This window comes from Streptosporangium sp. NPDC002607 (genome assembly GCF_053592655.1).
Genome location: NZ_JBSFWD010000074.1, coordinates 1 through 22738, shown reverse-complemented (window position 1 = coordinate 22738; position 22738 = coordinate 1). Strand labels below are relative to the sequence as shown.

The window sequence follows — 22738 nt, the reverse complement described above, 5'->3', positions numbered from 1 at the left end:
GGAACTCAGTAGTAGGCCACGTTCACGGCCAGGGCGGCCGCCGCCAGCGTGAAGAACACGGACCAGGCGCCGAAGTGGTGGTCACGGGCCCGCAGGTGAACGCAGAACGCGCCGAGGAAGTACAACACGAGGCCGGCGGCAGCGAGCAGGCCCAGCACCGGAACGGCGAACCCGGCCAGCAGTCCCAGCGAGCCCGCCGCCAGCATCACGCCCAGCGGGAGCATCCAGGAACGGGGCACGCGAAGCTGGTCCGCCTGCTTCTTGGGGTATTCATGGCCGATGAAGTTGGCGATGGCGGCCAGGCCGACGACGGCCGAGGCGAGGAGAGTGATCACGAGGTAGGCGGCGAACACGATGGTCCCCTTGTCCGTGAGAGTGATAGGCCGGTTGCGCACTACACGGACGAGATGAGCTGCCGGGAACGTGACATGCCCCGGTGTGATATGGGTAACGGCTCCGCCGGCCGACGCTCGAGCCCGTCTGCGGGGTCGACCTCCCAAACGCGGCCGAGCCGGTGAGCTCTTGCGGCAGTAGGAGGCCCCGTGGATCGCCGGGGTCGCGAACGACTGATCGGATGTCGGACCGGCGAGTCCTTCGATTAGCGGGCCGCGCGTCTCCGCTGTGGTTTTGAGCTGCACCGATGACCGGCCGCCTGTCCTTGGAGGAACATTGCCGAAGCTGTTCTGCGGAATCGACTGGGCCGAACACCACCACGAAATCGCCGTCGTCGACGACACCAGCGTCCGGGTCGCCAAGGCCCGCATCAGCAACGACGCCGCGGACCTGCGTGCGTTGCTGGAGCTGCCGGTCGGCGCCGGCGACCATCCGGATGACCCGATCCCGGTCGCGATCGAGAAGCCGTATGGCCTGTCGGTGGCCTACCTGCGCGGGACCGGGCGGCGGGTGTTCGCCATCAATCCCTATGCGGTCTCGCGCTATCGAGACCGGCATGGGGTCGCGCGCAAGAAGTCAGACGAGCAGGACGCGCTGACCTTGGCCAATATCTTGCGCACCGACACGGCCGCGCACCGGCCGCTGCCCGCCGACTCCGACCTAGTGGCGGCCTCGTCCGGTGTCAGGTCCACGGCCCGAGTCTTGCGGAACCCCCTTGCACAACCAGGGGTTCTGCAAGGAGTTCTGCGAACGGCGACCTGCGCGAACGCGACCAGCGGGCGGACGCCTGGAGGTCTCGCAGAACTGGTCAGTTCTGCGAGACGAAGGCCGCCGGCGCGGCGCATCCCATTTGTCCTTGAACATCGTTCTCAAAACCTCTCGCAAAACTGGCTTCTCAAAATGGTGGTCTCGGTAGGTTTTGCGACTGCAGGGCCTCTACAACCCGTCGGGGCACGGCGCGGCGTTGTTCGCCTTCTTCCGCCGGCATGGCCGAATCCGAACGGGAGTATGTGCGAGAGAAGTCACTGGAAGGCGAGGCTTCGGCCCGCGAGCGCGGCCGCCACGGCGGTCGGCCCAAGGTCTTCGACGACGACATGCTCGCCTACGCGCGCTCCCTGTGGGAGCGGGGCGTGCCGGTGCCCGACATCGCGGCCAAGCTGGTCATCCCCACGGGCAAGAACAAAGGACGCCACTCCTCGGTGGCCGGCGTCTACCGGATGCTGGCCGAAAGCGGCGGAACTGATGCCAATTAGAGCGCGGGCGTCGCGCCGGCCAGCGCCTGCTCCAGCGTCGGATGAGTGGCCGGCAGCCGATGCAGGCCAGTGACTTGCAGGACGCGGATGACGCGCTGGTGCGGGGCGGCCAGGTGCAGGCTGCCGCCATGTTGCTCGGCGCGCTGGTGCGCCTCCAGCAGCACCCGCAGGCCGGAGCTGTCGATGAAAGTCAGAGCGGTCAGGCCCAGCACCAGCGGGCGGCGTCGGGGTGGACGGTGGTGACGTAGCAGGCGAGCGCGGCGGTGTTGGTGGCATCCAGTTCGCCGGCGATGCTGATCAGGGTGCCGCCGCCGGCTGTCCGGGAGCAGGGGCATCATGGCGTGCCGGCCGCCGAACGGATCGCCGGCGGGGTCGGGCAGGTGCTGGGGCATGCGAAGTGCCGCCTCTCGATTGGCCCCGGCAGGAACGCGGCCTGCCCGCAGAAGGCGATAACTCTCAGGATGACACTCCGTAGCGGGTGGCGATCGCGGCGGCGCGGTTGCGCAGGGAGTTGCGCAACCACTGCGGGGCCAGGGCCTCCGCGTTCGTGGTGAGCTGCCACAGCGCCCATTCGGCGTGTCTCGGATCTTGGAAGGTCACCTCCAGCCGCAGCCAGCCGTCTGAGTCGGCTTCTTCGGCGCGGACGGCCAGCACGGTGCCCACCAGGTCCTCCCGCCGCGTCGGGTCCACCCGTACCAGCACGGTGACTTGGTCGCCGCCGGTCCGAAACTGCGTGCTGCGTTCCTGCCAGGCCCGGTCCAGATCGACCCGGTCTGGTCGCTGTGCGGGTTCGGCGAGTTCCTTGGCGGCCAAGACCCGGGACAGCCGGTAGGTGCGGTCCGCGCCAGACCTGGTGGCCAACAAGTAGCCCCGGTCGCGTACGGTGACCAGGCCGATCGGGTCCACCGTGCGCCATTTCGGCGTCTGGTCCACAGCCGCGTAGTGGATGCGCAGCTTGTGTCCGGCGAACACCGCGCGCAGGACCTCGGCCGCTATGGCGTCAGGCACCTCCTCAGCGACCAGCCGACGCGAGAGGAGGTCGGCCTCCGGGTCGATGAGCAACCGCTCGGCCGCGCCGGCCGCGGTGTCCCGATAGCTTTCGGGTAGCGCGTCAACCACCTTGAGCATCGCCGAAGCGAGCGCCGAGCCGAGGCCGAATGCCTGCGCGCCGCGCCGCGATCCGGCGACCAGCAGGGCAAGGGCCTCGTCGTGGTTCAGTCCGGTGAGCTCGGTCCGGAAACCGGGCAACAACGCGAAACCGCCGTGCCGGCCGCGTTCGGCGTAGACCGGGACGCCGGCCGCGGACAGCGCCTCGATGTCGCGCAGCACGGTGCGGGTGGATACCTCCAGCTCGCGGGCCAGCGCGGCCGCGGACAGCCGACCGTGCTGCCGCAGCAGCAGCACCAGCGAGACCAACCGGTCGGCGCGCATACGAAAAACCCTACAGGGATACACGACACAAGATGTCGTGATTTGCCGGGAGGCTTATCAACACGACGTCAAAGACGGTGGCTACCGAGCCGCTGGACGTACGTAATGTCGACGAATCGAATGGAGCTGATATGGCAGTGGAGCGAACGGCGGTCAACCCGTGGCCGTGGTCGGTGGAGCTGGGCTACAACCAGGGTGAGATCGTCTCCGGGCACACCCGGACCCTGTACTGCTCCGGGCAGACCGCGATGAGCGGCGACGGCAAGCCCCAGCATGCCGATGACATGGCGGCGCAGTTGGCGCTGAGCCTCGACAACCTGGAGGCCGTGCTCGGCGAGGCCGCCATGTCCCTCGCCAACCTCGTCCGGCTCAACGTCTACACCACCGACGTCGATCTGCTTTTCCAGCACTACGGCGTGCTGGCGTCGCGGTTGGGCGCCGCCGGGGTGGCACCGTCCACCACGATGCTCGGGGTGACACGGCTGGCGATCCCCGACCTGATGGTCGAGCTTGAGGGAACCGCCGTCGCGTGATGTGACCTCGCCGCCTCCGGCAGGGCTGCCGGAGGCGGCACGAGTAGTAGGCAGGTAGGTGATTTCCGGTGCTCAGGATGGTGACAATCGGCGTCTATGGCTTCGGCGGCGAGTCCTTCCTGCAACGACTGCGGCATGCGGACGTTCGTCTGCTGCTCGACGTACGCCAGCGCCGCTGTGTCCGCGGACCCGAGTACGCCTGGGCGAACTCACGCCGGCTGCAGGCGGCCCTCGCCCATGCTCGGATCGCCTACGAGCACCACCCCGAGCTCGCCCCAACCACCGAGTTACGCCAGCTCCAGTACGCCGAGGATGACCGCCAAGGGGTCGGCAAGCGCTCGCGCCGCGAACTCGCTGCCGAGTACACCCGCCGCTACATCACCGAGATCCTCGACCGCGCCGACCTCACGCCGATCGTGTCGGAACTGCCGAGCAGTGGGACCGCAGCGCTGCTCTGTGTCGAGCGCGACCCTGAGGCCTGCCACCGCTCGTTGATCGCCCAGCGGCTGACCGAGCAGCACCGCGTCACGATCGAGCACCTGCGTCCGTTGTGACGCGTGAATTCCTAAGCCTGCAGGCCGACGTCGACCGCCCCAGAGCTTCCACCTGGGAGGCGGCACGTCCCACCCGTTCGACACCGACTGGAAGACCTGGGACGTCCTCTTCAAGATCGTCGAATTGGAGATCGGCGCATAAGCACGCGGCTCAAGATGCGCGCGGCGGTACTCAGCGCGCCAGCAGGTCGTCCAGTTCGGCCGCGAAGAGCTGGGCGGGGTCGAATCGCATGCCGGTGAAGTGGCCGGCGAGTTCCAGGGACAGGACACCGTGCAGCCGGGTCCAGAAGCTCAGGGCCCGGTGCAGGACCGCGGGCGGGGCGGGGTGGCCGGCTGCCCAGTCGCGGTGGTCTGCCAGGTGTGCGTCGAACGGCGTTGCGGGACTGTCCGATGGCAGCGCCGTACAGGCGTCGAGCAGGATCGCCATGGTCTCGGATGAGATGAGCGTGATGTCGTCGGGCGCGTGGTAGCCGGGGACGGGGGTGCCGTAGATGAGGAGGTATCGCTGGGGGTCCTCCAGCGCCCAGGCGCGCAGGGTGTGCGCTAGCGCGGCCAGGTCGGCGCCTGTGGTGGAAGCCGAGCGGAGAGTGTCGGCGAGGCTTCGGTAGGCATCCCTGATGAGTTCGGTGATCAGCTCGTCGCGGCCGGCGTAGTAGCGGTAGAGCGCGGGTCCGCTCATGCCCATCTGCTTGGCGATCGCATTGAGGGAGAGTGCGGACGCTCCCGTCGTGGCGATCTGCTCCCACGCGTGTTCCTTGATCTCCGCACGCACCTGAGCGCGGTAGCGCTCGCGGGGGGTCTTCGTCTTCGTCTCCGTCATGACTTGCCGCCTTCCCCGCCCATGAAGCTACATCGTGAAGATTTGGTTAGAGGGTATCACGAACCCTATTGACACTCCCGGCTCCGGATAGTTATAACTTCTAACGTAAGCGTAAGGATATAGCGATCGGCACGGGTTCACCGCCGCGCACCCGGCAGATGAAGGGAAACGCCATGACCGCCGCCTCCAAGCCACTCGTTCACACCGGCCGGCGCACTCCGCGGGCGGTGACCATCTCCTCCTGGGCGGTCCCCGTGATGGTGCTCGGCCAGTTCGCCCTGCTGGCGATCGTCCCGGTCGCGATCGCGCTGGTCGGCGCGCTCCGCCATGCCCGCGACCGGACGGTTCGTTGGGCGGCCGCGCTTCTCGCCGTCACGTACGCGATTCCGCTCGTCGTGTGGCTGACGCGGCCCGACGCTGCGCCGAGCCTATCCAAGGACATTCACCCCGCCTTCGTCGGATTGATCGTCGCCACGTTCGCCGTACTCATCGTGGCCATCCTGCGAGACCACCGGCGCTGAAGAAGCGCACCCGCCCCGGGGCGGGACCCCGTTCGCTCCCGCTCACCCGACGAAAGGAACACCATGTTCAGCAACAACCCGCTGCACACACGAACCGTCCGCCCCCTGACCAGGACGCGCATCACCACGCTCACGATCTCGCTGACCGTCGCCGCCGTCCTCGCGGGCAACGTCCCGGCCGCACAGGCCGCCACCGCGCAGCCCCGGGCCACCCACCACGGCGGGAGTCTTCAATGCCGCGGGGACGGCGTCGACCCCACCGCCAAGATCCGGTACCGGGCCGAGACCTTGATCAATGCGCCGCTGAGCACCATCTGGAAACTGCAGACCGACGTGGAACGCTGGCCGTCGTGGCAGAAGCCCGTCACCAGCATGAAGCGCCTGGATCCGGGCCCGCTCCGCAAGAACTCGCGGTTCCGGTGGACTACCCCGGTGCCCGCCACTCCCATCAGCCCGCCCACCGTGCTGGTCATCACCTCCACCGTCCGGCAACTCCAGCACCACAAGTGCATCCGCTGGACCGGGCCCGCGATCGGCAAGGGACTACGCATCGACCGTGGCGTCCATGTCTGGACCTTCACCCAGGTCAAGGGCGGTGTCCTGGTACGCACCGAGGAGACCCATGCCGGCGACCAGATCGAAACAAACGTGCCCCTCGCCACCGACTTCCTCGGAAAAGGTCTCGAGGCCTGGCTGCACGACCTGAAGGCCACCGCCGAAGCCCGCACCGGCGACCAGCCCCGCACCCACCGCTGACACACGACAACCACGGTCCGGGAATATGCCGCAGGTATCTCGCCCGGGCCCCGAAGCACGTATCACCAAGAAGGGCCTTACCTCTCACCCGCAGGTCTGAGGCAGGGCCCTCACTCATGGCGCGGTTGATGTGCGCGTGCGGGAAGGGTGACAAACGGGCAACGTCCTCCTCTCGCACGGACAGTCAGCTCCGGCAAGTCGGCTGCCACATCTTGCCGGGCTGTTTCGTCTGAGGAGGTCATAGCCGCGCGGCGTGGCCACCGCAGCCGGGCCTGTTTATGGGTGGCGGGTCTTTAGTCCATTTTAAATGATCTTGAGCTTCGGCCATCGCCTTTACAGTGTAGATTTATTAGATCACGCCGACGTGTTCCGCGAGGACACTCGAACCACGACCCGCTGAGAGTCCTCGCGACCGGTAAGCCGGCGCGGAGGTCCCTCGGTGTGGTCACCGCGGAATCGTCCTGGGCCCGTGCGCCGATACATCCGCCAGCTTCGCCATGCCCATGCCACCGAACTCATCAACGCCGGCGTCCCCATCGAAGTCGTCCGCCTCGGCCACGCCTCCACCGGGACCACCAAGCTGTACACCCTCCTCGCCGACAACGTCGCCGACGCCGAGACCCGCGCCGCCCGCCGACGCCGCGACCGCGTAAACCGCTGATCAGCCCGCAATCCCAGGGCACCACCAGCATCAAGCTCCGTAGCGGTATCCGGGTTCCGCCTGCGTAAGCGGAGACTCGGGTGGTGGTCTGCAGGTCGTCGACGAAACCGGCGCGGTGGGCTGATCTGCCGAGCGACCTTGTGAGGCAGCGGGGACTCAGCGACGTGGGTCCGGACCCTCGGTGATGCCCCAGGTCTCCGCGAGCCGGCCGTTGTCGATGCGGAAGATCTCGATGAGCATGGGCCGGACGTCGCTGCCCTGGGCTGCCATCCCCTCGACGGACGAGCGTACGGCGACCTTGTCGCCGTCGATCAGGATGTCGTCGGCGAGAACGCGCATGGCCGGGAACTGGGCGACGACCTGGCGCCAGGCCTCCTTGCCCGCTTCGAACCCGGTGGCACCGAGCGGGTGGTTGAGGAAGTCGGGGGTGAACAGGTCGGCTGCCTGGTCGAACTGCCGGGTGTTGAAGCATTCCTGCATCCGCAGCACCAAGGCGCCGGCTTCCTCGCGTGTGGTCATCGGAGTGACCTCCTCGTGCTCGGTGGGACTGGTCATGGTGAGACGACGCGTTCATATAAACGGGGCGACGCCCCGCTTATATGAGGCAGCATACGGGGCGTCGCCCCGGTTAAGCTAGGGGTGAGATGTCCAGACGAACGCCTGAACACCCTTCAGCCGAGCCACCGACGACTCCCGGGAACGACCGGGAGCTACGGGCCGACGCACGCCGCAATCGTGAGCAGGTACTGCGGACCGCGCAGCACCTGTTCGCCTCACAAGGCCTCGGCATCTCGCTCGACGAGATCGCCCGCCGCGCGGGTGTCGGTCCCGGCACCGTCCACCGGCACTTCCCCACCAAGGAAGCGCTGTACCTCGCCGTCTCGATCGACCAGATCAGACAGCTGGTAACAGAGGGAGAGGCGCTCACCGGCACCGACGATCCGGCCGCCCTGTTCACGCTGCTGTCCCGGATGATGGCCTCGGGCGCGGAGAACGCAGCGGTGAAGAGCGCACTCACGGCCGCCGAGTTCGACCTGCGCGATGCCGCTCCGGACGCCGCAGCAGACCTCACGCACCAGGTCGCACGCCTGCTCGATCGCGCCCATCGCGCCGGCGTCGTACGCCACGACGTCACAGTCGACGAGGTGATGGCAATCGTCGCCGGCACCTTCGCCGCGATCCGCCACGCCGACGCGGACACCAGCCGCGAACGCTCCGCACACATCGCCCAGATCATCCTCGACGGGCTACAGCCCCAGCCCCGATAGCAAGGCCCCGAGACATCCAGCGGACCCTCGCCCCGACCACCGCTCCACCCGTCACCAGGCCAAGGACCTCCACCCCGACGACGTCGCCAACGCCAGATCCGCGCTGCCCGACGCCGCCGCGGTCTCCTCCAGGTCCGTGTCTGCGGATGCCTGGATCACAGTACTCATCAGGTGTGTCCTCCTTGACCAGGAGTTACACCGTTTTTTCTACAGTCCCGGCATGCCGGGTAGCGGCGGTCAAGAAGCAACTCGAAGCTGCACCGTGACCGGACCACGGACCACATCGGAGCCACTCGTCTAGGGAGCATCGGCGCCCGCCGGCACGACCGTGCTCACCATGCTGCGGAGCCCGTCGCGCCAACTGATGCTGGAAATGGGGCCTCCGACGAGCTCACGGAGCTTGCCGACGTCGGGGCACATGCCTTTGATCGCCATCTCGGTGGTGAAGAACGTGACCTTCCTGCCGACCAGCTGGGCGAGGTAGCCGCTCCACTCGGTGATGCCGACCGGTTCGTCGCCGCCCCAGTTGACGATGACGGGAGGGTTGTCCGCCGCGCCGAGCAGCGCGGGCAGCGTGCGCACCATGTCATCGACGTGAATGGGGGCGAAAACGTCAGGGAAGTCCGGATACACCCCGACCGGCTCGTTCTTGAGGATGTTCATCAGATGGACCCACGGAAAACCCATGGTGTCGCTGTAGGGGACGTTCAGCCGGGCGATGGTCGTGGGGATACCGAACAGCCGCGCACAGGTGCACACGACCGCCTCACCGGCGATCTTCGAGACGCTGTAGGTCGGGTAGACCGCGCGCATGTAGTCACCGAGAGGATGGTCCTCGCACCGCGGCTCCGGGTGTGCCTCGTACACAACGGTCGACGAGCAGTGCAGGAACGACTCGACGCCCCGATAGTGCGACATGAGCAGTCCGGCCGCCTCGGCGTTGTTCCGGAAGGCCCGCTCGAAGTCCGGCTCCGCGAAGATGTCCGCCGCGAAATGCAGCACATGGTCGACCTCGGGCAGGTCCGACAGGTCGTCCGGACCGACGGCCCCGAGGTCGGCGACGATCGGCCGCACGCCGCGGGCTTCGAGTTCGTTCTTCGCGCCCGGATCGGTGAAGCGCGCCAGGCCCCATACCTCGTTGTCGGGAGCGAGGGCAGCCGCGAACGCGGATCCGATCGATCCACTGGCACCGGTGACGAGGATCCTCTTCCCGCTGATCACTGTGTCTCCATGACGGTTCGGGTATCTGCCGGGACCGGCGCGGAACGGCGGATGAGCAGGGCGACGACGCCGCCTGCGGCGATGGTCAGGCCGAGGGCCAGATAGGCGCCGTCGAAACCGTCCGGGCTGTAGATCGGCCGGCCCTGCACGATCCGGCCGATGTTGGAGTTCAGCACCACGAACACGACCGACGTGATGATCGATGCGATGAGGGTGCGGCTGACCTCCACGATGCTTGAGCTGATCACCTGCCGCTCCGGGGGAACCGACTCGATGACCAGGTTCGGGATCGCCGCGGCACCGATGCCCAGCCCGAGGCTCGCGACCGCTGTCGCGCCGAGAAGCAGGCCATAGTCGCCCTTGTAGAGGGCCGAACCGATCACGCCGACGACCATCAGTACCGCCGAGACGATGAGGTGCAGCCGGGCGCCGCGCCGGGCGGTCACTCCCACGATCAGGCCGCCGGCCACCAGGCCGACTCCTGAGATGACACCGAAGATCGCGTACTGGGTCGCGGTCAGTCCGAAGCCGTAGCCACCGCCCAACTCCCGCGGCGTCATCGTCAGCATCGGCAGCACCAGCCCCACCGACGCGCCCGCGCCGTAGACCAGCCCGCCCGCGCCCACGATCGGCAGCAGGCTGCGGCTGCCCAGGAGCCGGAGATCGATCAGCGGCTGCGACGTGCGGGTGGCCTGGACGATCCAGCCGGCGAGGAGGGCCAGGCCGGCCAGGACCAGGACAAGCACCGAGGTGCTGAGGAACCCGATCTCCGGGGCGAAGCTCACCCCCAGCAGCACGGCCGCGACGCCGAATCCGAGCAGGGCGGCGCCGACGAAGTCGGGCTTGGATTCCGGGGCACGGACGGATGTCTGGGGGATCGCGATGACCGCGAGCGTCAGCAGGACGGCGGTCAGGACGGCCAGGAACCAGAAGACTCCGGCGACTCCGTAGCCGTCGATCAGCCAACCTGCGAGGAATGGCTGGCCGATCACGACCAGTCCCGTGCCGGTCACGGTTACCGACACGGCGAAGGTGACCAGCCGTGGTGGGAAGAGGTCACGGATCAACGAGTAGCAGAGGAAGGCCAACGCGAACGAGGCGCCCTGCAGGACTCGGCCGATGATGAACACCCAGAACGTCGGCGCCACGGCGGAGAGCACCGAGCCTGCGATCGTGAGAGCAAGCACCCAGAGCAGCAGCTTCTTCTTGCCCGCGAGGTCGGCGAGTTTGCCGATCAGCGGCATCGACACGGCGGCGGCGAGGAATGACGCGGTCATCGCCCAGCTGCTCTGGGTGGTCTGATACTCCGCGCTGATCGCCGGTAGTGCGGTTGCGACCAGGCTCGCGGAAACCGGGATGACCTCGGAGACGAGGACGAGGACCGACAGCCTGCCGACCCAGCGAACGGACCAGCGCTCGTCAGCCGCGCCCCCAGGCGTGAGCGTCCCTGTCGTATTCATCGTTGAATCTCCAAGAAGTGCGGAAAGGGGGGTGGAGAAGCTCAGCCAGAGGCGACCGCCCGGCCCGCGCGCCTGCCGAAGAAGGTCGAGTCGCCGAGCGAGGTGCCGCTGCAGTATCCCCAGGCGGGGATGCCGCTGGTGGTACGTCCCGCGGCGTACAGGCCGGGGACCGGGTCACCGTCGAGCGAGAGGACCTCGCCGTGAACCGACGTGTACAGGCCGCCGGTGGTGAAGATCGAGAACATCGCGTTCCGGAGGTCGAGCACCCCGTACGGCGGCTTGAGCGGCCTGAGCCACCGGGCCGACTTGTGGCAGACCGGATCCTCGCCCTTCTCGGCGGCTGCGTTGTACAGCCCGACCGTGGCGGTCAGCGCCCCTGGCGCCAGCCCCATCTCGGTCTCCAACTCGGCGAGGTCGTCCGAGACCCAGGTCGGCTCGACCACGTACCCGGACGCCTGCTGCGTCTCCTCATTGGCTGTGTCGTCGTAGAGCAGGAATATCTGCCGGTCCTGACGGAACAGCGAGGCCTGCCCGACCCGACCCGGGTAGCCGTCCTCGTTGATGAACCGGTTTCCATGCCGGTCGAGCAGCAGCGACCGGTGGAGCAGCGCCGGGTCGGCGGGGAAGGCCGTCTGACCGGCTTCCATGTGCCGGACCGCCGCGCCGACCGCCTGGCCCATCCGGATGGCGGAACCGTCGTCGCCGTCGGTGCCGGTGAGGTGGTTGCCGAGCAGCCTCGGGGAGTGCTGGGCGAGCATCGCCTCGTTCGCTCCGAACCCGCCCGCCGAGAGCACCAGCCCGCGCCGTGCCTTCAGGAACGACCGCTCGCCGAACGTCACCACCTCCGCCCCGACCACCCGGTCCCCGTCGACGACCAGGCGCCCTACCCGGGTGTTGTAGTGCGTGTGCACACCCGCGTCCGCCGCGGTGTCCGCGAGGTGCTTCATCAGCACCCAGCCGGCTGACTGCTCCCCCGGCTTCTTGTTGGTCATGGCCGGAACGTGGCCCCGTGGGGCGGGCGCCGCGATGTCCGCGAACGGGTAGGCGTTCTCTCCACCGGTGAACATCAGCCCGTACCCGCTCGGGGCCTCCCACGACGGCTCGGTCCACAACCTCGGCTCGAACGGCACACCGCACCGCACCAGCCAATCGAAATGCTCAAGGCTGTTCTCGCAGTACACGGCCAGCTTGGCCTCATCCGGGTCCGGACCGGTGGCCGCTCTGAGGAAAGCGAACATCGCCTCCACGGTGTCCTCGACGCCGCAGGCCCGCTGAATCGGCGTCCCGCCCCCCAGGTAGATGGACCCACCCGCCATAGCGGTGGCGCCACCCCAGCCACCGGCCGCATCGACCGCGTGGACATCGGCGCCGCCGGCCGCCGCCTCGATCGAGGCACTCGCACCGGCCGCCCCGAAACCGACAATAAGAACATCCGTCTCGAAAGCCCAGTCTCCGACCTCGGATGCCTGGAGGGGAGCCACCGAACTCACACCACCACCGCCTCGGCGGCAGGGAGCACAAGATCCATGATCAGCAAGCTCGACACTCCTTCTGGATGAGGTTGCGTTGTGCGAGGAACAGTACAAAGCAGTGGCGGTGGCACAGATGCGGATCCCGGTGAGTGGGAGGCGAGATTCGAGACCACCGCGGTCGTCCAGCCTGTCCCCCACAGCGGAAGGCTGAGCACACCGGAACCGGGGCGGCCGTTGATGTCGATGGCTCGGCCTCCGGACCGATCGTGCCGAGCGAGAGGTCAGCGGAGCTCACGGGCCACCGTCCAGCCGACGCCCTTGGTCCGTGCCGGAAGCGCTCCTGCGACGCCGACGCCGCGTCAGGTGTCGTCGAGCCCCTCATGAGCTCTCCCGGTGAGTGGGAGGAGCGGTGGCCGCTTTCTCAGCGGAGTACCTAGCATCACGCCCCAGCGGCGACCGAGCGTCGCATCCGTGGGCGTCCCCGCGGGGTTCCTCATCGAAGAGAAGGCGGAAATCACCGATGACGACAGTCGAGATCGCACCGAAGGTGAGCCGTGGCACCTACGAGTTGACCTATCGCGAGGCCGGCACCGGACCCGTGGTGGTCATGCTGCACGGTTCGGGCCCCGGTGTCTCCGGCATGTCGAACTTCGCCGCCAATCTGGCACCTCTGGCCGAGACGTTTCGGACGATCGTCATTGACATGCCCGGTTTCGGTGACAGCCCCGAGGTGCCCTATACCCGCCCGTATCCGGAGCACGCGGCCGACGCCGTCGTCTCCCTGCTCGACGACCTGGGCATCGCCAAGGCCCACCTGGTCGGCAACTCGATGGGGGGCTTCGTCGCACTGGAGACCGCGTTCGCCTACCCCGACCGGGTCGATCGGATGCTCATGATGGGCCCCGGCGGGATCGCGGCTGAGATCTTCGCCCCGCCGATGTCGGAAGGGGCTCGACGGCTGTTCGATTTCGTCGCCTCTCCCTCCCCGGTCGCCATGCGGGCGTGGGTGGACACCATGGTCTCCGACCCGGCCGGCGTGTCCGACGAGTTGATCCGGGAACGCACCGACCGCGCACTCGCGCCCGGCGCGATCGACCGGATGCGCAACATCTTCGGCAGCCTCACCATCCCGTCCGTCCACGGTCCGATGTGGACGCGAACCGGGCAGATCCACCACCGCACGCTTGTCACCTGGGGCCGTGACGATCGGATGCTGCCGCTGGAGGGAGCCTTCTTCGCCACCCGGCGCATGCCCAACGCCGACCTGCACATCTTCTCCAACTGTGGCCACTGGGCCCAGGTGGAGCGCAAGGCGGCGTTCGAGGCGCTGGTCCGCGACTTCTTCACCGCAGCCTGATCCGACCACACCCCGCACCACACGCAGAAGCAGGGACCCACCATGTACCCAACACACCCCGTCCTGGACGCCATCGCCGACTTCTCCGACGAGCTGCGCCGCCTCGAAACCGAGTCGTCCGAGCTGCGCAGGCTCTCACCCGAGGTGGTGAAGAAGTTCCGCGAGATCGGCGTCATGCGGATCATCCAGCCTGCCCGCCACGGCGGCTACGAGGCCGACCCCCGCGTGTTCAACGAGGCGATGTACGCGATCTCGCGTGCCTCCGGTTCGGCCGGCTGGGTCACCGGCGTCGTCGGAGTGCACTCCTGGCACATCGGCCTGTTCCCCGACAAGGCGCAGAAGGAGGTGTTCGGCGCGGACCCGGACACCTGGATCAGCTCCTCCTACGGCCCGGCCGGCACGGCGAAACAGGTGCCGGGCGGGCACGTGCTGACCGGCCGCTGGAGCTTCTCGTCGGGCAGCGACTACTGCGACTGGGTCTTCGTCGGCGGCCTCGTCACCGATGACACGGGCGGCCCGCCCGAGTACCGGCATTTCCTCCTGCCGCGCTCCGACTACGAGATCGTCGATGTCTGGCACGCGTCCGGGCTCGTCGGCACCGGCAGCAACGACATCGTCGTGACCGAGCAGTTCGTGCCGGAGCACCGCTCGCTCAACGTGTCGGACACCCTTGAGCGCAACGTCCCGGGCAAGGAGGTCAACACGGGCGCGCTGTTCAACCTGCCGTGGTTCGGAGTACTGCTGAACTCGGTAGTGGTACCACTGATCGGCATCGCCTCATCCGCGCTGGACGAGGCGTTGCGGGTGCACCGCGACAAGTTCGCGGCCAACCCGAGAATGATGCCCGGTGATCTCACGCTGACGCGGTTCGCGGAAGCCTCCGGCGAGATCGACCTCGCTCGGGACATGCTGCTGCGCAACCTCGGTGACCTCTACGAGACCGCTCTCCGGGGCGAGGACCCGACACCCGCACAGCGCATGCGCGGCAAGCGCGACCACATGATCGCGGTCGGAATGGCCGTCGCGGCCGCCGACAAGGCCTACCAGAGCGGCGGGCCGCGGTCGATCAAGACCACCAGCCTGATTCAGCAGCTCTGGCGCGACGTGCACGCCGGCGAGCACCACGCCATGAACCTGCCCGACGGGACATATCCCGTCTACGGCCGCTACCTGGTCGAAGGCGACGCGCTGTTGCCGAGCATTCCCGGTGCCTACTGATCCGAGCACGTCCTACCTGAAAGGGATCCCACCACAATGCCCATCCATTCACTCGGCTACCTCCGCATCAACGTCACCGACGTCCAGAAATGGCGCAGGTTCGCGGGTGAGTTCCTGGCCCTCCAGGAGGTCTCCGGCCCGACCGAGGGCGCACTTCACTACCGCATCGACGATTTCCAGCACCGGCTCGCCCTGATCCCCGCCGAGAGTCCGGGCCTGCAGGCCGCCGGTTTCCAGGTCACCCACGCCCGGGACCTTGAGGCCGCGATCCAGAAGCTGGAGACGGCCGGCGTCACCGTCACCCGCGGCGGCAAGGAGGACTGCGAGGCCCGCCGGGTGAGCGGCTTCGCCGCCTTCACCGACCCGAGCGGCAACCCGATCGAGCTCTTCCACGGACCGAGGTTCGATCACTCCGAGGTGCGGACCCCCGGCGTGTCGAGGTTCGTGACCGGTGACCTGGGGATGGGGCACATCATCCTCAACGTCACCGACGTCGAGGCCGCCTACGCCTTCTACGTGGACCTGCTGGGCTTCACCGAGCGCAACACCACCGAGACACCCGCCGGCATGCTGTACTTCCTGGGGTGCAACGCCCGCCAGCACACGCTCGGGCTCGCGCCCTCATCCGGTCCCGGCCTGCTCCACTTCATGTTCGAGGGCGGCAGCCTCGACGACGTGGGCCGGGCGCTCGACCGCGCGTACACCCTCGGGGTCCCGATGATGCAGTCGTTGGGCCGGCACACGAACGATCACATGGTGTCGTTCTACGTCTGGTCCCCTGACCTGCACGCCGTCGAGTTCGGCTATGACGGTGACCGGGTCGATATCGACGCCCCCAGCTACGACATCACGGAAGGCGCGTTCTGGGGGCACCGCTTCACTCCACCGCCCGCGCCTTCGGCCTGATCGGGTCGACCGGCGGCGGCCGAACCCCCGGTCGCCGCCGACGCCTGCTTCCCACTCCCCCGACGCACGTACCTCGCACCGCTGGGCGCGGGCGTGTCGAGCACACACCCGCTCGTCGCGGTACGCCGTAAGTGCGCCCTCGGCGACGTCTTCGGTCGGCGGGCTGATCGTGGACAAGAAGTTCGGCGAGATGCGCCGCGAGGACGGCACCACGATCCGCGGCCTGTACGCCGCCGACCGCGATGCCGTCGGAATCTGCTCGCTCTGCTACGTCGGCGGGCTTTCTCTCGCCGACTGCGTCTTCATCGCCGCGACGGCAGCCGACTGTCTGGATCCATGACGCTTTCGAGGCGGTTCGGATCCCTGCCTGGGGCGCGCCCGCCGGACGGACGCGTGGTCAGCTCCAGTCCCACTTGTGACCCCAGTAGCTGTCGGCGGTGATCTCCTCGGCGGTGTAGGAGGTCTCGTCGACGAGCATCCCCTCGCAGCCGACCTCGAGGTCCCAGCGGCCGGGGGTGCGCACGTAGAAGGAGACCATCTTGTCGTTGGTGTGCCGGCCCAGCGTCGAGGAGATGTGGTAGCCGCCCGCCGTGACGCGGTCGAGGGCCTGGCCGACCTCGTCGAGGGTCTCGCACTCGACCATGATGTGCACCAGCGCCGGCGCCTTGAGGTCCGGGGTCGGCATGATCGCCAGGCTGTGGTGCCGGGCGTTGACACCCATGAACCGCAGCCGGACCGGGCCGTACTCGGGCGGCGCCGGAAGGCGGAACGCCCCGCGGGGCAGGAAGCCGAGGGTCTCGGCGTAGAACCGGTGGTCGCCGTCCAGGTCGCTCACCGGCACCACCACGTGGCCCAGGCCAAGCCGCCCGGCGACGAAGCGGTTGCCGAACTTCGTCGCGATCGGGCTGTGGTCCAGCGCGGGACCGTGGAAGACCTCCAGCGGAGTTCCGCCCGGCGTCTGGAAGGCGATCCCCGCCTCGACCCGGCGGGTGTCGGCGTCCTCCAGCGACAGCGGCTTCGTCGCGATCCCGGCCGCCTCGACGGCCGACTGCACGCGCCGCAGCGCCAGGTGGTCGCGGACCTCCCAGCCGACGGCCTCCACCCGGTCCTCCTCACCGGGCAGCAGCACGATGCGGGCGTGCCGCTCGTCCATGCGCAGGTACAGCGCGTCGGATTCGGGGCCAGTGCCTTCGGCGAATCCGATCGTGTCGAGGGCGAACGCGCGCCACGCGTCCAGGTCCGTGGCCCGGACTCGCACGTAGCCCAGCGAGCTGATGTCGGTCATGCCATCTCTCCTGAATCGATCGAGGTGTTGGTCGAGATCGTCCGGCGCGGGGATCAGATCAGCATGCGCAGCGCGCCCTGCGGTTCGACCCCCATCTGGGTCAGTGCCGTCGCGTGGTAGGTGTTGCCGGGAATGTGGATGGCGTGCTGCAACCCGACGTGCGCGTCGCGCCAGAACCGCTGCATCGGGTTGTTGCGGCGCACCGCGTTGCCGCCGGACCGCGCGAAGATCTCGTCGACCGCCGACACCGCCCGCCACGCGCAGCGAACCTGGTTGCGCCGGACCAGGGCCCGATCCGCGAAAGTGATCGGCTTTCCGGAGTCGGCGAGGTCGTAGAGCCGGCTGATGCCGTCGAGCAGTTGCAGCCGCGCGGCCTCGATCTCGGACGCGGCCTCGGAGATCGCGTACAGCGTGTACGGGTCGTCCTTCACCTTCGTGCCGGAGGCCGTCACCCGGTCCCGCTGGTAGTCCAGGTGCGTGGCGAGCGCGCCCTCGCAGATACCGATCACCGCCGAGGTGATGCCCAGGGGGAACATCGACCAGAACGGCAGCCGGTACACCGTCTCGGTCCGGCCGGCCCGCTCGGCCGCGAGCTCGCCCTCGGCGACCTCCGCGGCGTCGATCGTCCGGTAGGCGGGAATGAACGCGCCGTCGACGATGACGTCCTTGCTCCCGGTCCCGCGCAGCCCGATGACGTCCCAGGAGTCCTCGACGATCGTGTAGTCGGAGCGGGGCAGCACCACGTGCAGTCCCTTCATCGGCTGCGCGGGCTTGCCCTCGGCGTCTCCGAGCAGCGCGCCGAGGAAGATCCAGTCGCAGTGGTCGGTGCCCGAGGAGAACTGCCAGTGGCCCCTGAGGATGTACCCGCCGTCGGTCGGCGTCGCCACCCCGCTGGGCATGTACGGCGAGGCGATCCACGTGTTCGGATCGGAGCCCCACACCTCCTCCTGCAGCCTGCGGTCGCACAACGCCATCTCCCACGGGTGCACTCCACCGACCCCGCACACCCAGCCCGTCGAGCCGCACGCCTTCGCCACCGCCATCACCGCCTCGGCGAAGTCCCGGGGATGCGCCGCGTATCCCCCGAAGTCGGCCGGCTGCAGCAGCCGCATCACTCCGGCCTCGCGGATCAGCTTCACGCTCTCGTCGGACAGCTTGCCCAGGCGCTCGGTCTCGTCCGCGACCGCGGCCAGCCGACCGGCGAGCTCCTCTACTCGGGAAACAACTTCATGCGCCATCAAGGCACCTCCGGACTGAATCTGAGAGGGTCGCAACCCGCCGTTTCTGCGGCGGCTCGCTGACGCTAAGCCGCTTTCGACCACCGGGTCACGGCATATCCCGCTGGCCGGGACTGCGCGAGGGGGTACGGCGGGCGGGCCCGTCGTCCGCGGCGGGAATGTGTCGGCGCGCACCGCACGGCGTCGGGAAAAGCGGAGATCAGCCGCCGCACCGATGCGGGCGGCGGCCGTGGGCGAGTGGTGGCCCGGGCAGCGCCGGCGGCCAGGTTCCGCTCACCGGGACGTGGCGGCGGAAGGGTTCTGGGCGCGGTGACGGGCGGCGGGAACCGGCCCGGTCACCGATTTCCGGAGTACGGTGCCAGGAGCAGTCGCGCGCCCAGCCGGATGTCGGCCTCCGCCCTCGACAGGGTCGTCTGGCCCCCGAGGGTCGAGACCAGCGCGCCCCACCAGCAGTGCGTGAGCAGCCGCACCACGCTCAGATCCTGCCTGTTCGGCTCCTCTGCCCCGATGATGCGCAGCAGAATGCGGCCGAGCTCGGACTCCGTCGGTTCGACCTCGTCCATCGTTGCCGCGACATATGTGGCGCTGGTGGCCTGGAACATCGTGGCGGCCAGTATCGGCCGCAGCAGCAGATGGCGGCTCAGCCCCACCAGGAGGTCGGTGACCTGGTCGACGAGGTCCTCGTCCTCACCGGGCCGCCGACTTTCGTCGAAGGCGCTGATCTCCGCCTGGAAGACCGCGGTGAACAGCGCGTTCTTGGAAGGGAAGTACCGATAAAGGGTCGCGATCGCCACGTCGGCGTCCTTGGCGACCTCGTGCATCTGCACCACGTCGATTCTCTTGCGGGCGCCGAGCGCGGCCGCGGCGTCCAGAATGCGCTTGTGCCGGGCGATCTGGCTCTTCGAGGTCGGTGACGCCGGAGCCCGTGCTTCGGCGATTCTCGCCACGAATCCCCCTTGTCTGGTCTGTCCACTGCCGAGCGAACCGTGTGCGGGTACCGATCTCAGGATATCGGCCGCCCAACGGACATAGGCTCCACCGCGTCATCGGAGTGGAGCCCATGTCTTCAACGTCCCTTGTGCCGAGTGGTCGGCGGGGGCGGCCTCGTCAGCCGTCTCAGAGGTCGGGAACCGGGATGGCCCCGAGGCGGACGGAGTTCTCGATGCTGTCGCGCAGTCGCGTGCAGGTCGGAATGAGACCCCGGTCGGCATGCCGATTCAACTCGACGCACTGCTCGGTTTCGGTGGTCCACTGGACGAGCGTGTGCGCCAGGCTGTGCTTCTTGACCAGGACGCACGAACCGCAGCTGCTGCAGGACACGGGGCGCACGGAATATCTCCTCGGTTGCGATCACTGACGTTCTTGACGGTGGTGGCGCATCGTCGTGAGGCGCCACCACCGGTCCGTCCCGGCCGATCGGCCGGGACGGGCTAGGCCGGAGCCGAGGTGACGATCCGGCCGTTGGCGATGTTGTCGTCGACCTCCTTCTGCCAGAACTGGTTGGCCCGCTCGGTGTCGATCTCGAACTCGAACCGCTGGGTCATCTCCGGGGTGACGTCCTCGACGTCGACGTAGAACTGCTCGTACCAGCGGCGCAGCTGGTAGACCGGGCCGTCCTCCTCGCACAGCAGCGGATTGTCGATCTTGGCCTTGTTCTTCCAGATCTCCACATCCTGCAGGAAGCCCGTCTCCACGCCGGCCGCGAAGCCCGCCGCCATCGCCTGCGCCTCGTCGTCGGAGACGCCCTGGGGCTTCTTGACCATCGCGCCCCATTGGAGCACGAAGCTGGTCGGCGACACCGGGTAGTGGCAGTTGATCAGGACGGACTCGACCGTCTGTCCCCCCACGGTGTTCCACAGGTAGTCGATCATGTATGACGGGCCGTAGTACGCCGACTCCGAACGCCCGTCGGTCTTCTCACCGGAGTAGTTCGTGCCGAGCTGGACGTCGGGCCGGGCCCGGCTGTTCATGTCCTGCGCGGCGATGTGCCCTTCGAAGACGTTCTTGAAGTACGTCGGGAACGCGTAGTGGATGTAGAAGAAGTGGGCCATGTCGACCACGTTGTCGACGATCTCCCGGCAGTTGGAGCCCTCGATCTTGATCCGGTTCCACGTCCAGGAGGTCCACTCCGACGTGCCCACACCGGCGATCTCCGGGATCGTCACCTCCGGCGGGGGTGGGTTGCCCTGCGGGTCGTGCCAGACGTACAGCTGTGCGTTGCGCTCCAGGGCCAGCCACGTCCGGGTGCGTGCCCGCGGCGGCACCCGGCGGGCGTACGGGATGCTGGTGCACCGGCCGTTGCCCGCCCAGCGCCAGTCGTGGAAGGGACAGGCGATCGCGTCGCCCTTGACCTCCCCCTGGCTGAGGTCGCCGCCCATGTGAGGGCAGTAGGCGTTGAGGACGTTCAGCTTGCCGGTGCTGTCGGCGAACACCACCAGCTTGGTGCCGAATGCCTCGATCTTGTGCGGCTTGCCGTCCCTGAACTCGTTCGCCAGGCCCAGGCAGTGCCAGCCCCGGGCATAACGGGTCGGAGGTGGGGCCGCCTCGATCACTCGAATCTCGTCGTCACCGGCGGTGTGTAGCGACGTCATGAAGTCTCCCTTGCCGTCCAATGCGCCCGGGCCGAATCTTCCTGCCCGCGGGATCCTCATCATGCGAAGCCGACGATGTGCGACACCGCCCCTTTCCCACTGACCGGGACCTCGTTTCGCAAGTCACGGCAACGCGTTCCGCGAAACACCGCTCTCCGGTCTCCGGTCCCCCGTCGAGATCGAGCGGTGAGAAAGCCCGTCCCGCTCGCCGGGAGGACGAGTTGTGGGGCACCCAGGGCGCCGACACCGTGGGATCGACCGATGCGGGCGAGGGAAATCGCTCGATCCGGGCGAACGAAGGAGACCGAAGGCCGATATGACCACTCACCAGATCTTGACCGGGCCCGGCAGCGGGGATTCGACACGCGCTCCGGATCCGGCCCCCACCGTGGTGAAGCACCCGTTGCGGGTGGTCCTCGTCGTCGCCTTCGCGACCTTGGTGACCACGCTCAACCAGACGCTGGTCGTCCCGGTGCTGCCCGAACTGCCCGGCCGCCTGGGGGTCACGCCCTCCGTCGCCACCTGGCTGGTCACCGCGACGGTCATCGCCGGCGCGGTGTCGCACCCGGTGCTGGGCAGGCTGGGTGACCAGTTCGGGATGCGCAGGATGATGATCGTGGCGCTCGGCGCGATGATCCTCGGGTCCCTGATGTGCGTGATGAGCGACGACATCGGCGTCCTCATCGCCGGGCGGGCGCTCCAGGGGATCTCCAGCGCGACGATCCCGCTCGGGATGAGCCTGGTGGGGGTGGTCCTGGAGCCGAACCGCCGTGCCTCCGCCATCGCCTCCGTCAGCGCGATGATGGGGGTCGGCGGCGCGCTCGGGCTGCCGGCCGCCGGGCTGATCTCCCGGTTGTGGGGCTTCCACGGGTTGTTCGCCGTCTCGGCGTTCGCGGGTGTGGTCGCGGTGGCCGCCCTGCTGCTGGCGGTCCCGGCGCCGCCCCGGCGCGAGCGCGCGCAGCGGATCGACTTCCCCGGTGCGGTGCTGCTCACCTGCTTCATCGTCGCCCTGCTGGTCGGGCTCGACCGCGGCGGCGAGTGGGGCTGGACGAACACGCTGACCATCGCGTCCTTCCTCGTGGCGCTGGTGTCCGGGTGCCTGCTGACCCTGGTGGAGCTTCGCCGCCATGCTCCGCTCATCGACCTCAAGGCGGCGGTGAGCCGCTCCTCCGCCGCTATCAACGGAGGGTCGATCCTGATTGGTTTCGCGCTGTTCGCGAACTTCCTCGGGATCGTCGGACGCCTCCAGGCGCCGGTGTCGACCGGTTACGGGCACGGGCTGTCGGTGCTGATGACCGGTCTGTGTCTGCTGCCCGGAGGGCTGCTGTCGGCGGCGGTGGCGCCGCTGTCGGCCAGGCTGAGCGCGATCGTCACCCCTCGGGTGACGATCGCACTGGGCTGCGCGGTCTCCGCCACCGGGTTCGCGGCCCAGATCCCGCTGGGGCACGGATCGCTGTGGGTGCTCGTCTGCGTCATCGCCGTCGTCTCGGCCGGCAACTCCATGGTCCTGGCGAACCTGCCCGCGCTGATCCTTCAGGTCACGCCGGAGGCGAACATCGGCGTCACGAACGGGATCAACGCGCTGGCCCGCGCCGTCGGCATGTCGGTGAGCAGCGCGGTGTTCGGCATCGTCGCGACGATTCCGGCCGGCGCCGCGTTCGTGCCGCGCGGCTCCTACGACGCCTTCACCGCCGCCGGCGGGGCCACCACGCTGATCGCCCTTGTCCTGTTCCTCTTGCAGCGTCCCCGTCGCACCACCGCGGCCCGGTGAAAAGGGAGCGGCCGCTCCACCGATCCGGA

At 68.4% G+C, this 22738-nt stretch carries 25 protein-coding genes and 1 pseudogene; 13 read left to right on the top strand and 13 right to left on the bottom strand.

Features of this window, described 5'->3' with window-relative positions; genetic code table 11:
* Positions 1 to 5: 5 nt before the first annotated feature.
* Entirely contained in the window at positions 6 to 395 is a 390-nt protein-coding gene (locus tag ACWD3H_RS43165; RefSeq protein WP_451959134.1) for a DoxX family protein, read from the bottom strand.
* Between the two features lie 274 nt (positions 396 to 669).
* Between ACWD3H_RS43165 and ACWD3H_RS43160 the strand changes: the two are divergent.
* Both ACWD3H_RS43160 and ACWD3H_RS43155 read left to right on the top strand, forming a co-directional pair.
* Positions 670 to 1065: pseudogene (locus ACWD3H_RS43160) on the top strand (IS110 family transposase); the annotation flags it as partial.
* Between the two features lie 338 nt (positions 1066 to 1403).
* Positions 1404 to 1646, top strand: a complete 243-nt coding sequence (locus ACWD3H_RS43155; protein ID WP_451959150.1) for a hypothetical protein — start codon at positions 1404 to 1406, stop codon at positions 1644 to 1646.
* Here ACWD3H_RS43155 and ACWD3H_RS43150 read toward each other — a convergent pair.
* Positions 1643 to 1981: an anti-sigma factor antagonist gene (locus tag ACWD3H_RS43150; protein WP_451959149.1), complete on the bottom strand. Its 339-nt coding sequence runs from the start codon at positions 1979 to 1981 to the stop codon at positions 1643 to 1645. The two genes, ACWD3H_RS43155 and ACWD3H_RS43150, sit on opposite strands and share 4 nt — an antisense overlap.
* A gap of 121 nt (positions 1982 to 2102) precedes the next feature.
* A complete protein-coding gene (locus ACWD3H_RS43145; protein WP_451959133.1) occupies positions 2103 to 3077 on the bottom strand; it encodes a helix-turn-helix transcriptional regulator in 975 nt (324 codons plus the stop codon).
* Positions 3078 to 3214: 137 nt separating this feature from the next.
* Here ACWD3H_RS43145 and ACWD3H_RS43140 point away from each other — a divergent pair, with 137 nt between their 5' ends.
* Positions 3215 to 3610, top strand: a complete 396-nt coding sequence (locus tag ACWD3H_RS43140) for a RidA family protein (protein ID WP_451959148.1) — start codon at positions 3215 to 3217, stop codon at positions 3608 to 3610.
* A 77-nt stretch (positions 3611 to 3687) separates the two neighbouring features.
* Positions 3688 to 4164, top strand: a complete 477-nt coding sequence (locus tag ACWD3H_RS43135) for a DUF488 family protein, N3 subclade (protein WP_451959132.1) — start codon at positions 3688 to 3690, stop codon at positions 4162 to 4164.
* A 172-nt stretch (positions 4165 to 4336) separates the two neighbouring features.
* Here the strand turns inward: ACWD3H_RS43135 and ACWD3H_RS43130 are convergent, their stop codons facing one another.
* A complete protein-coding gene (locus tag ACWD3H_RS43130) occupies positions 4337 to 4984 on the bottom strand; it encodes a TetR/AcrR family transcriptional regulator (RefSeq protein WP_451959131.1) in 648 nt (215 codons plus the stop codon).
* 173 nt (positions 4985 to 5157) lie between these two features.
* On the opposite strand from ACWD3H_RS43130, the gene ACWD3H_RS43125 reads away from it, so the two are divergent.
* The 3 genes from ACWD3H_RS43125 (at position 5158) to ACWD3H_RS43115 (ending at position 6922) form a co-directional block, all read left to right on the top strand.
* Positions 5158 to 5505: a hypothetical protein gene (locus tag ACWD3H_RS43125; RefSeq protein ID WP_451959130.1), complete on the top strand. Its 348-nt coding sequence runs from the start codon at positions 5158 to 5160 to the stop codon at positions 5503 to 5505.
* Positions 5506 to 5568: 63 nt separating this feature from the next.
* Positions 5569 to 6261, top strand: a complete 693-nt coding sequence (locus tag ACWD3H_RS43120; RefSeq protein WP_451959129.1) for an SRPBCC family protein — start codon at positions 5569 to 5571, stop codon at positions 6259 to 6261.
* Positions 6262 to 6730: 469 nt separating this feature from the next.
* The gene (locus ACWD3H_RS43115) at positions 6731 to 6922 is read left to right on the top strand and encodes a tyrosine-type recombinase/integrase (protein ID WP_451959128.1); all 192 of its coding nucleotides are present in this window, start codon (positions 6731 to 6733) and stop codon (positions 6920 to 6922) included.
* Between the two features lie 156 nt (positions 6923 to 7078).
* On the opposite strand, the gene ACWD3H_RS43110 is transcribed toward ACWD3H_RS43115, so the two are convergent.
* Positions 7079 to 7441, bottom strand: a complete 363-nt coding sequence (locus tag ACWD3H_RS43110; RefSeq protein ID WP_451959127.1) for an ester cyclase — start codon at positions 7439 to 7441, stop codon at positions 7079 to 7081.
* Between the two features lie 125 nt (positions 7442 to 7566).
* On the opposite strand from ACWD3H_RS43110, the gene ACWD3H_RS43105 reads away from it, so the two are divergent.
* Positions 7567 to 8190, top strand: coding sequence for a TetR/AcrR family transcriptional regulator (locus ACWD3H_RS43105; RefSeq protein WP_355560587.1), 624 nt, complete (start codon positions 7567 to 7569; stop codon positions 8188 to 8190).
* A gap of 297 nt (positions 8191 to 8487) precedes the next feature.
* Here ACWD3H_RS43105 and ACWD3H_RS43100 read toward each other — a convergent pair whose 3' ends face one another.
* Genes ACWD3H_RS43100 through ACWD3H_RS43090 form a run of 3 tightly spaced genes read right to left on the bottom strand, consistent with a single transcriptional unit; the run spans position 8488 to position 12361 of the window.
* The gene (locus tag ACWD3H_RS43100) at positions 8488 to 9411 is read right to left on the bottom strand and encodes an NAD-dependent epimerase/dehydratase family protein (RefSeq protein WP_451959126.1); all 924 of its coding nucleotides are present in this window, start codon (positions 9409 to 9411) and stop codon (positions 8488 to 8490) included.
* On the bottom strand, positions 9408 to 10871 hold the full coding sequence (locus ACWD3H_RS43095; protein WP_451959125.1) for an MFS transporter: 1464 nt from the start codon (positions 10869 to 10871) through the stop codon (positions 9408 to 9410). Before ACWD3H_RS43095 ends, ACWD3H_RS43100 begins: the two co-directional genes overlap by 4 nt.
* A 41-nt stretch (positions 10872 to 10912) precedes the next feature.
* A complete protein-coding gene (locus tag ACWD3H_RS43090) occupies positions 10913 to 12361 on the bottom strand; it encodes an FAD-dependent oxidoreductase (RefSeq protein WP_451959124.1) in 1449 nt (482 codons plus the stop codon).
* A gap of 502 nt (positions 12362 to 12863) precedes the next feature.
* Between ACWD3H_RS43090 and ACWD3H_RS43085 the strand changes: the two genes are divergently transcribed.
* The 4 genes from ACWD3H_RS43085 to ACWD3H_RS43070 all read left to right on the top strand — a co-directional run bounded on the left by ACWD3H_RS43085 (position 12864) and on the right by ACWD3H_RS43070 (position 16164).
* Entirely contained in the window at positions 12864 to 13700 is an 837-nt protein-coding gene (locus tag ACWD3H_RS43085; protein ID WP_451959123.1) for an alpha/beta fold hydrolase, read from the top strand.
* 42 nt (positions 13701 to 13742) lie between these two features.
* Positions 13743 to 14918 carry an acyl-CoA dehydrogenase family protein gene (locus tag ACWD3H_RS43080; RefSeq protein WP_355560602.1) on the top strand — a complete coding sequence of 392 codons (1176 nt, stop codon included), beginning with the start codon at positions 13743 to 13745 and terminating at the stop codon, positions 14916 to 14918.
* A 36-nt stretch (positions 14919 to 14954) separates the two neighbouring features.
* Positions 14955 to 15824 (top strand): VOC family protein, encoded by an 870-nt coding sequence (locus tag ACWD3H_RS43075; protein ID WP_451959122.1) that lies wholly within the window; start codon positions 14955 to 14957, stop codon positions 15822 to 15824.
* A 169-nt stretch (positions 15825 to 15993) separates the two neighbouring features.
* Complete coding sequence (locus ACWD3H_RS43070) at positions 15994 to 16164, top strand: hypothetical protein (protein WP_451959121.1); 171 nt, start codon at positions 15994 to 15996, stop codon at positions 16162 to 16164.
* 57 nt (positions 16165 to 16221) lie between these two features.
* Here ACWD3H_RS43070 and ACWD3H_RS43065 read toward each other — a convergent pair whose 3' ends face one another.
* The 5 genes from ACWD3H_RS43065 to ACWD3H_RS43045 form a co-directional block, all read right to left on the bottom strand.
* Positions 16222 to 17109 carry a VOC family protein gene (locus ACWD3H_RS43065; protein WP_355560610.1) on the bottom strand — a complete coding sequence of 296 codons (888 nt, stop codon included), beginning with the start codon at positions 17107 to 17109 and terminating at the stop codon, positions 16222 to 16224.
* Positions 17110 to 17162: 53 nt separating this feature from the next.
* A complete protein-coding gene (locus tag ACWD3H_RS43060) occupies positions 17163 to 18347 on the bottom strand; it encodes an acyl-CoA dehydrogenase family protein (protein ID WP_451959120.1) in 1185 nt (394 codons plus the stop codon).
* A gap of 335 nt (positions 18348 to 18682) precedes the next feature.
* Positions 18683 to 19294 carry a TetR family transcriptional regulator gene (locus tag ACWD3H_RS43055; RefSeq protein WP_451959119.1) on the bottom strand — a complete coding sequence of 204 codons (612 nt, stop codon included), beginning with the start codon at positions 19292 to 19294 and terminating at the stop codon, positions 18683 to 18685.
* A gap of 169 nt (positions 19295 to 19463) precedes the next feature.
* Positions 19464 to 19676, bottom strand: a complete 213-nt coding sequence (locus tag ACWD3H_RS43050; RefSeq protein ID WP_355560619.1) for a hypothetical protein — start codon at positions 19674 to 19676, stop codon at positions 19464 to 19466.
* Positions 19677 to 19777: 101 nt separating this feature from the next.
* Positions 19778 to 20938, bottom strand: coding sequence for a Rieske 2Fe-2S domain-containing protein (locus ACWD3H_RS43045; RefSeq protein WP_355569771.1), 1161 nt, complete (start codon positions 20936 to 20938; stop codon positions 19778 to 19780).
* A 316-nt stretch (positions 20939 to 21254) separates the two neighbouring features.
* Between ACWD3H_RS43045 and ACWD3H_RS43040 the strand changes: the two genes are divergently transcribed.
* Positions 21255 to 22709: an MFS transporter gene (locus ACWD3H_RS43040; RefSeq protein ID WP_451959118.1), complete on the top strand. Its 1455-nt coding sequence runs from the start codon at positions 21255 to 21257 to the stop codon at positions 22707 to 22709.
* Positions 22710 to 22738: the final 29 nt, after the last annotated feature.

Excerpts from the sequence above, each read along its gene's own strand:
- ACWD3H_RS43150 (WP_451959149.1), bottom strand. The coding sequence starts at position 1,981 with ATGCCCCTGCTCCCGGACAGCCGGCGGCGGCACCCTGATCAGCATCGC.
- ACWD3H_RS43145 (WP_451959133.1), bottom strand. The coding sequence starts at position 3,077 with ATGCGCGCCGACCGGTTGGTCTCGCTGGTGCTGCTGCTGCGGCAGCAC.
- ACWD3H_RS43135 (WP_451959132.1), top strand. The coding sequence starts at position 3,688 with ATGGTGACAATCGGCGTCTATGGCTTCGGCGGCGAGTCCTTCCTGCAA.
- ACWD3H_RS43130 (WP_451959131.1), bottom strand. The coding sequence starts at position 4,984 with ATGACGGAGACGAAGACGAAGACCCCCCGCGAGCGCTACCGCGCTCAG.
- ACWD3H_RS43125 (WP_451959130.1), top strand. The coding sequence starts at position 5,158 with ATGACCGCCGCCTCCAAGCCACTCGTTCACACCGGCCGGCGCACTCCG.
- ACWD3H_RS43120 (WP_451959129.1), top strand. The coding sequence starts at position 5,569 with ATGTTCAGCAACAACCCGCTGCACACACGAACCGTCCGCCCCCTGACC.
- ACWD3H_RS43110 (WP_451959127.1), bottom strand. The coding sequence starts at position 7,441 with ATGACCACACGCGAGGAAGCCGGCGCCTTGGTGCTGCGGATGCAGGAA.
- ACWD3H_RS43105 (WP_355560587.1), top strand. The coding sequence starts at position 7,567 with ATGTCCAGACGAACGCCTGAACACCCTTCAGCCGAGCCACCGACGACT.
- ACWD3H_RS43095 (WP_451959125.1), bottom strand. The coding sequence starts at position 10,871 with ATGAATACGACAGGGACGCTCACGCCTGGGGGCGCGGCTGACGAGCGC.
- ACWD3H_RS43085 (WP_451959123.1), top strand. The coding sequence starts at position 12,864 with ATGACGACAGTCGAGATCGCACCGAAGGTGAGCCGTGGCACCTACGAG.
- ACWD3H_RS43080 (WP_355560602.1), top strand. The coding sequence starts at position 13,743 with ATGTACCCAACACACCCCGTCCTGGACGCCATCGCCGACTTCTCCGAC.
- ACWD3H_RS43075 (WP_451959122.1), top strand. The coding sequence starts at position 14,955 with ATGCCCATCCATTCACTCGGCTACCTCCGCATCAACGTCACCGACGTC.
- ACWD3H_RS43065 (WP_355560610.1), bottom strand. The coding sequence starts at position 17,109 with ATGACCGACATCAGCTCGCTGGGCTACGTGCGAGTCCGGGCCACGGAC.
- ACWD3H_RS43060 (WP_451959120.1), bottom strand. The coding sequence starts at position 18,347 with ATGGCGCATGAAGTTGTTTCCCGAGTAGAGGAGCTCGCCGGTCGGCTG.
- ACWD3H_RS43045 (WP_355569771.1), bottom strand. The coding sequence starts at position 20,938 with ATGACGTCGCTACACACCGCCGGTGACGACGAGATTCGAGTGATCGAG.
- ACWD3H_RS43040 (WP_451959118.1), top strand. The coding sequence starts at position 21,255 with ATGACCACTCACCAGATCTTGACCGGGCCCGGCAGCGGGGATTCGACA.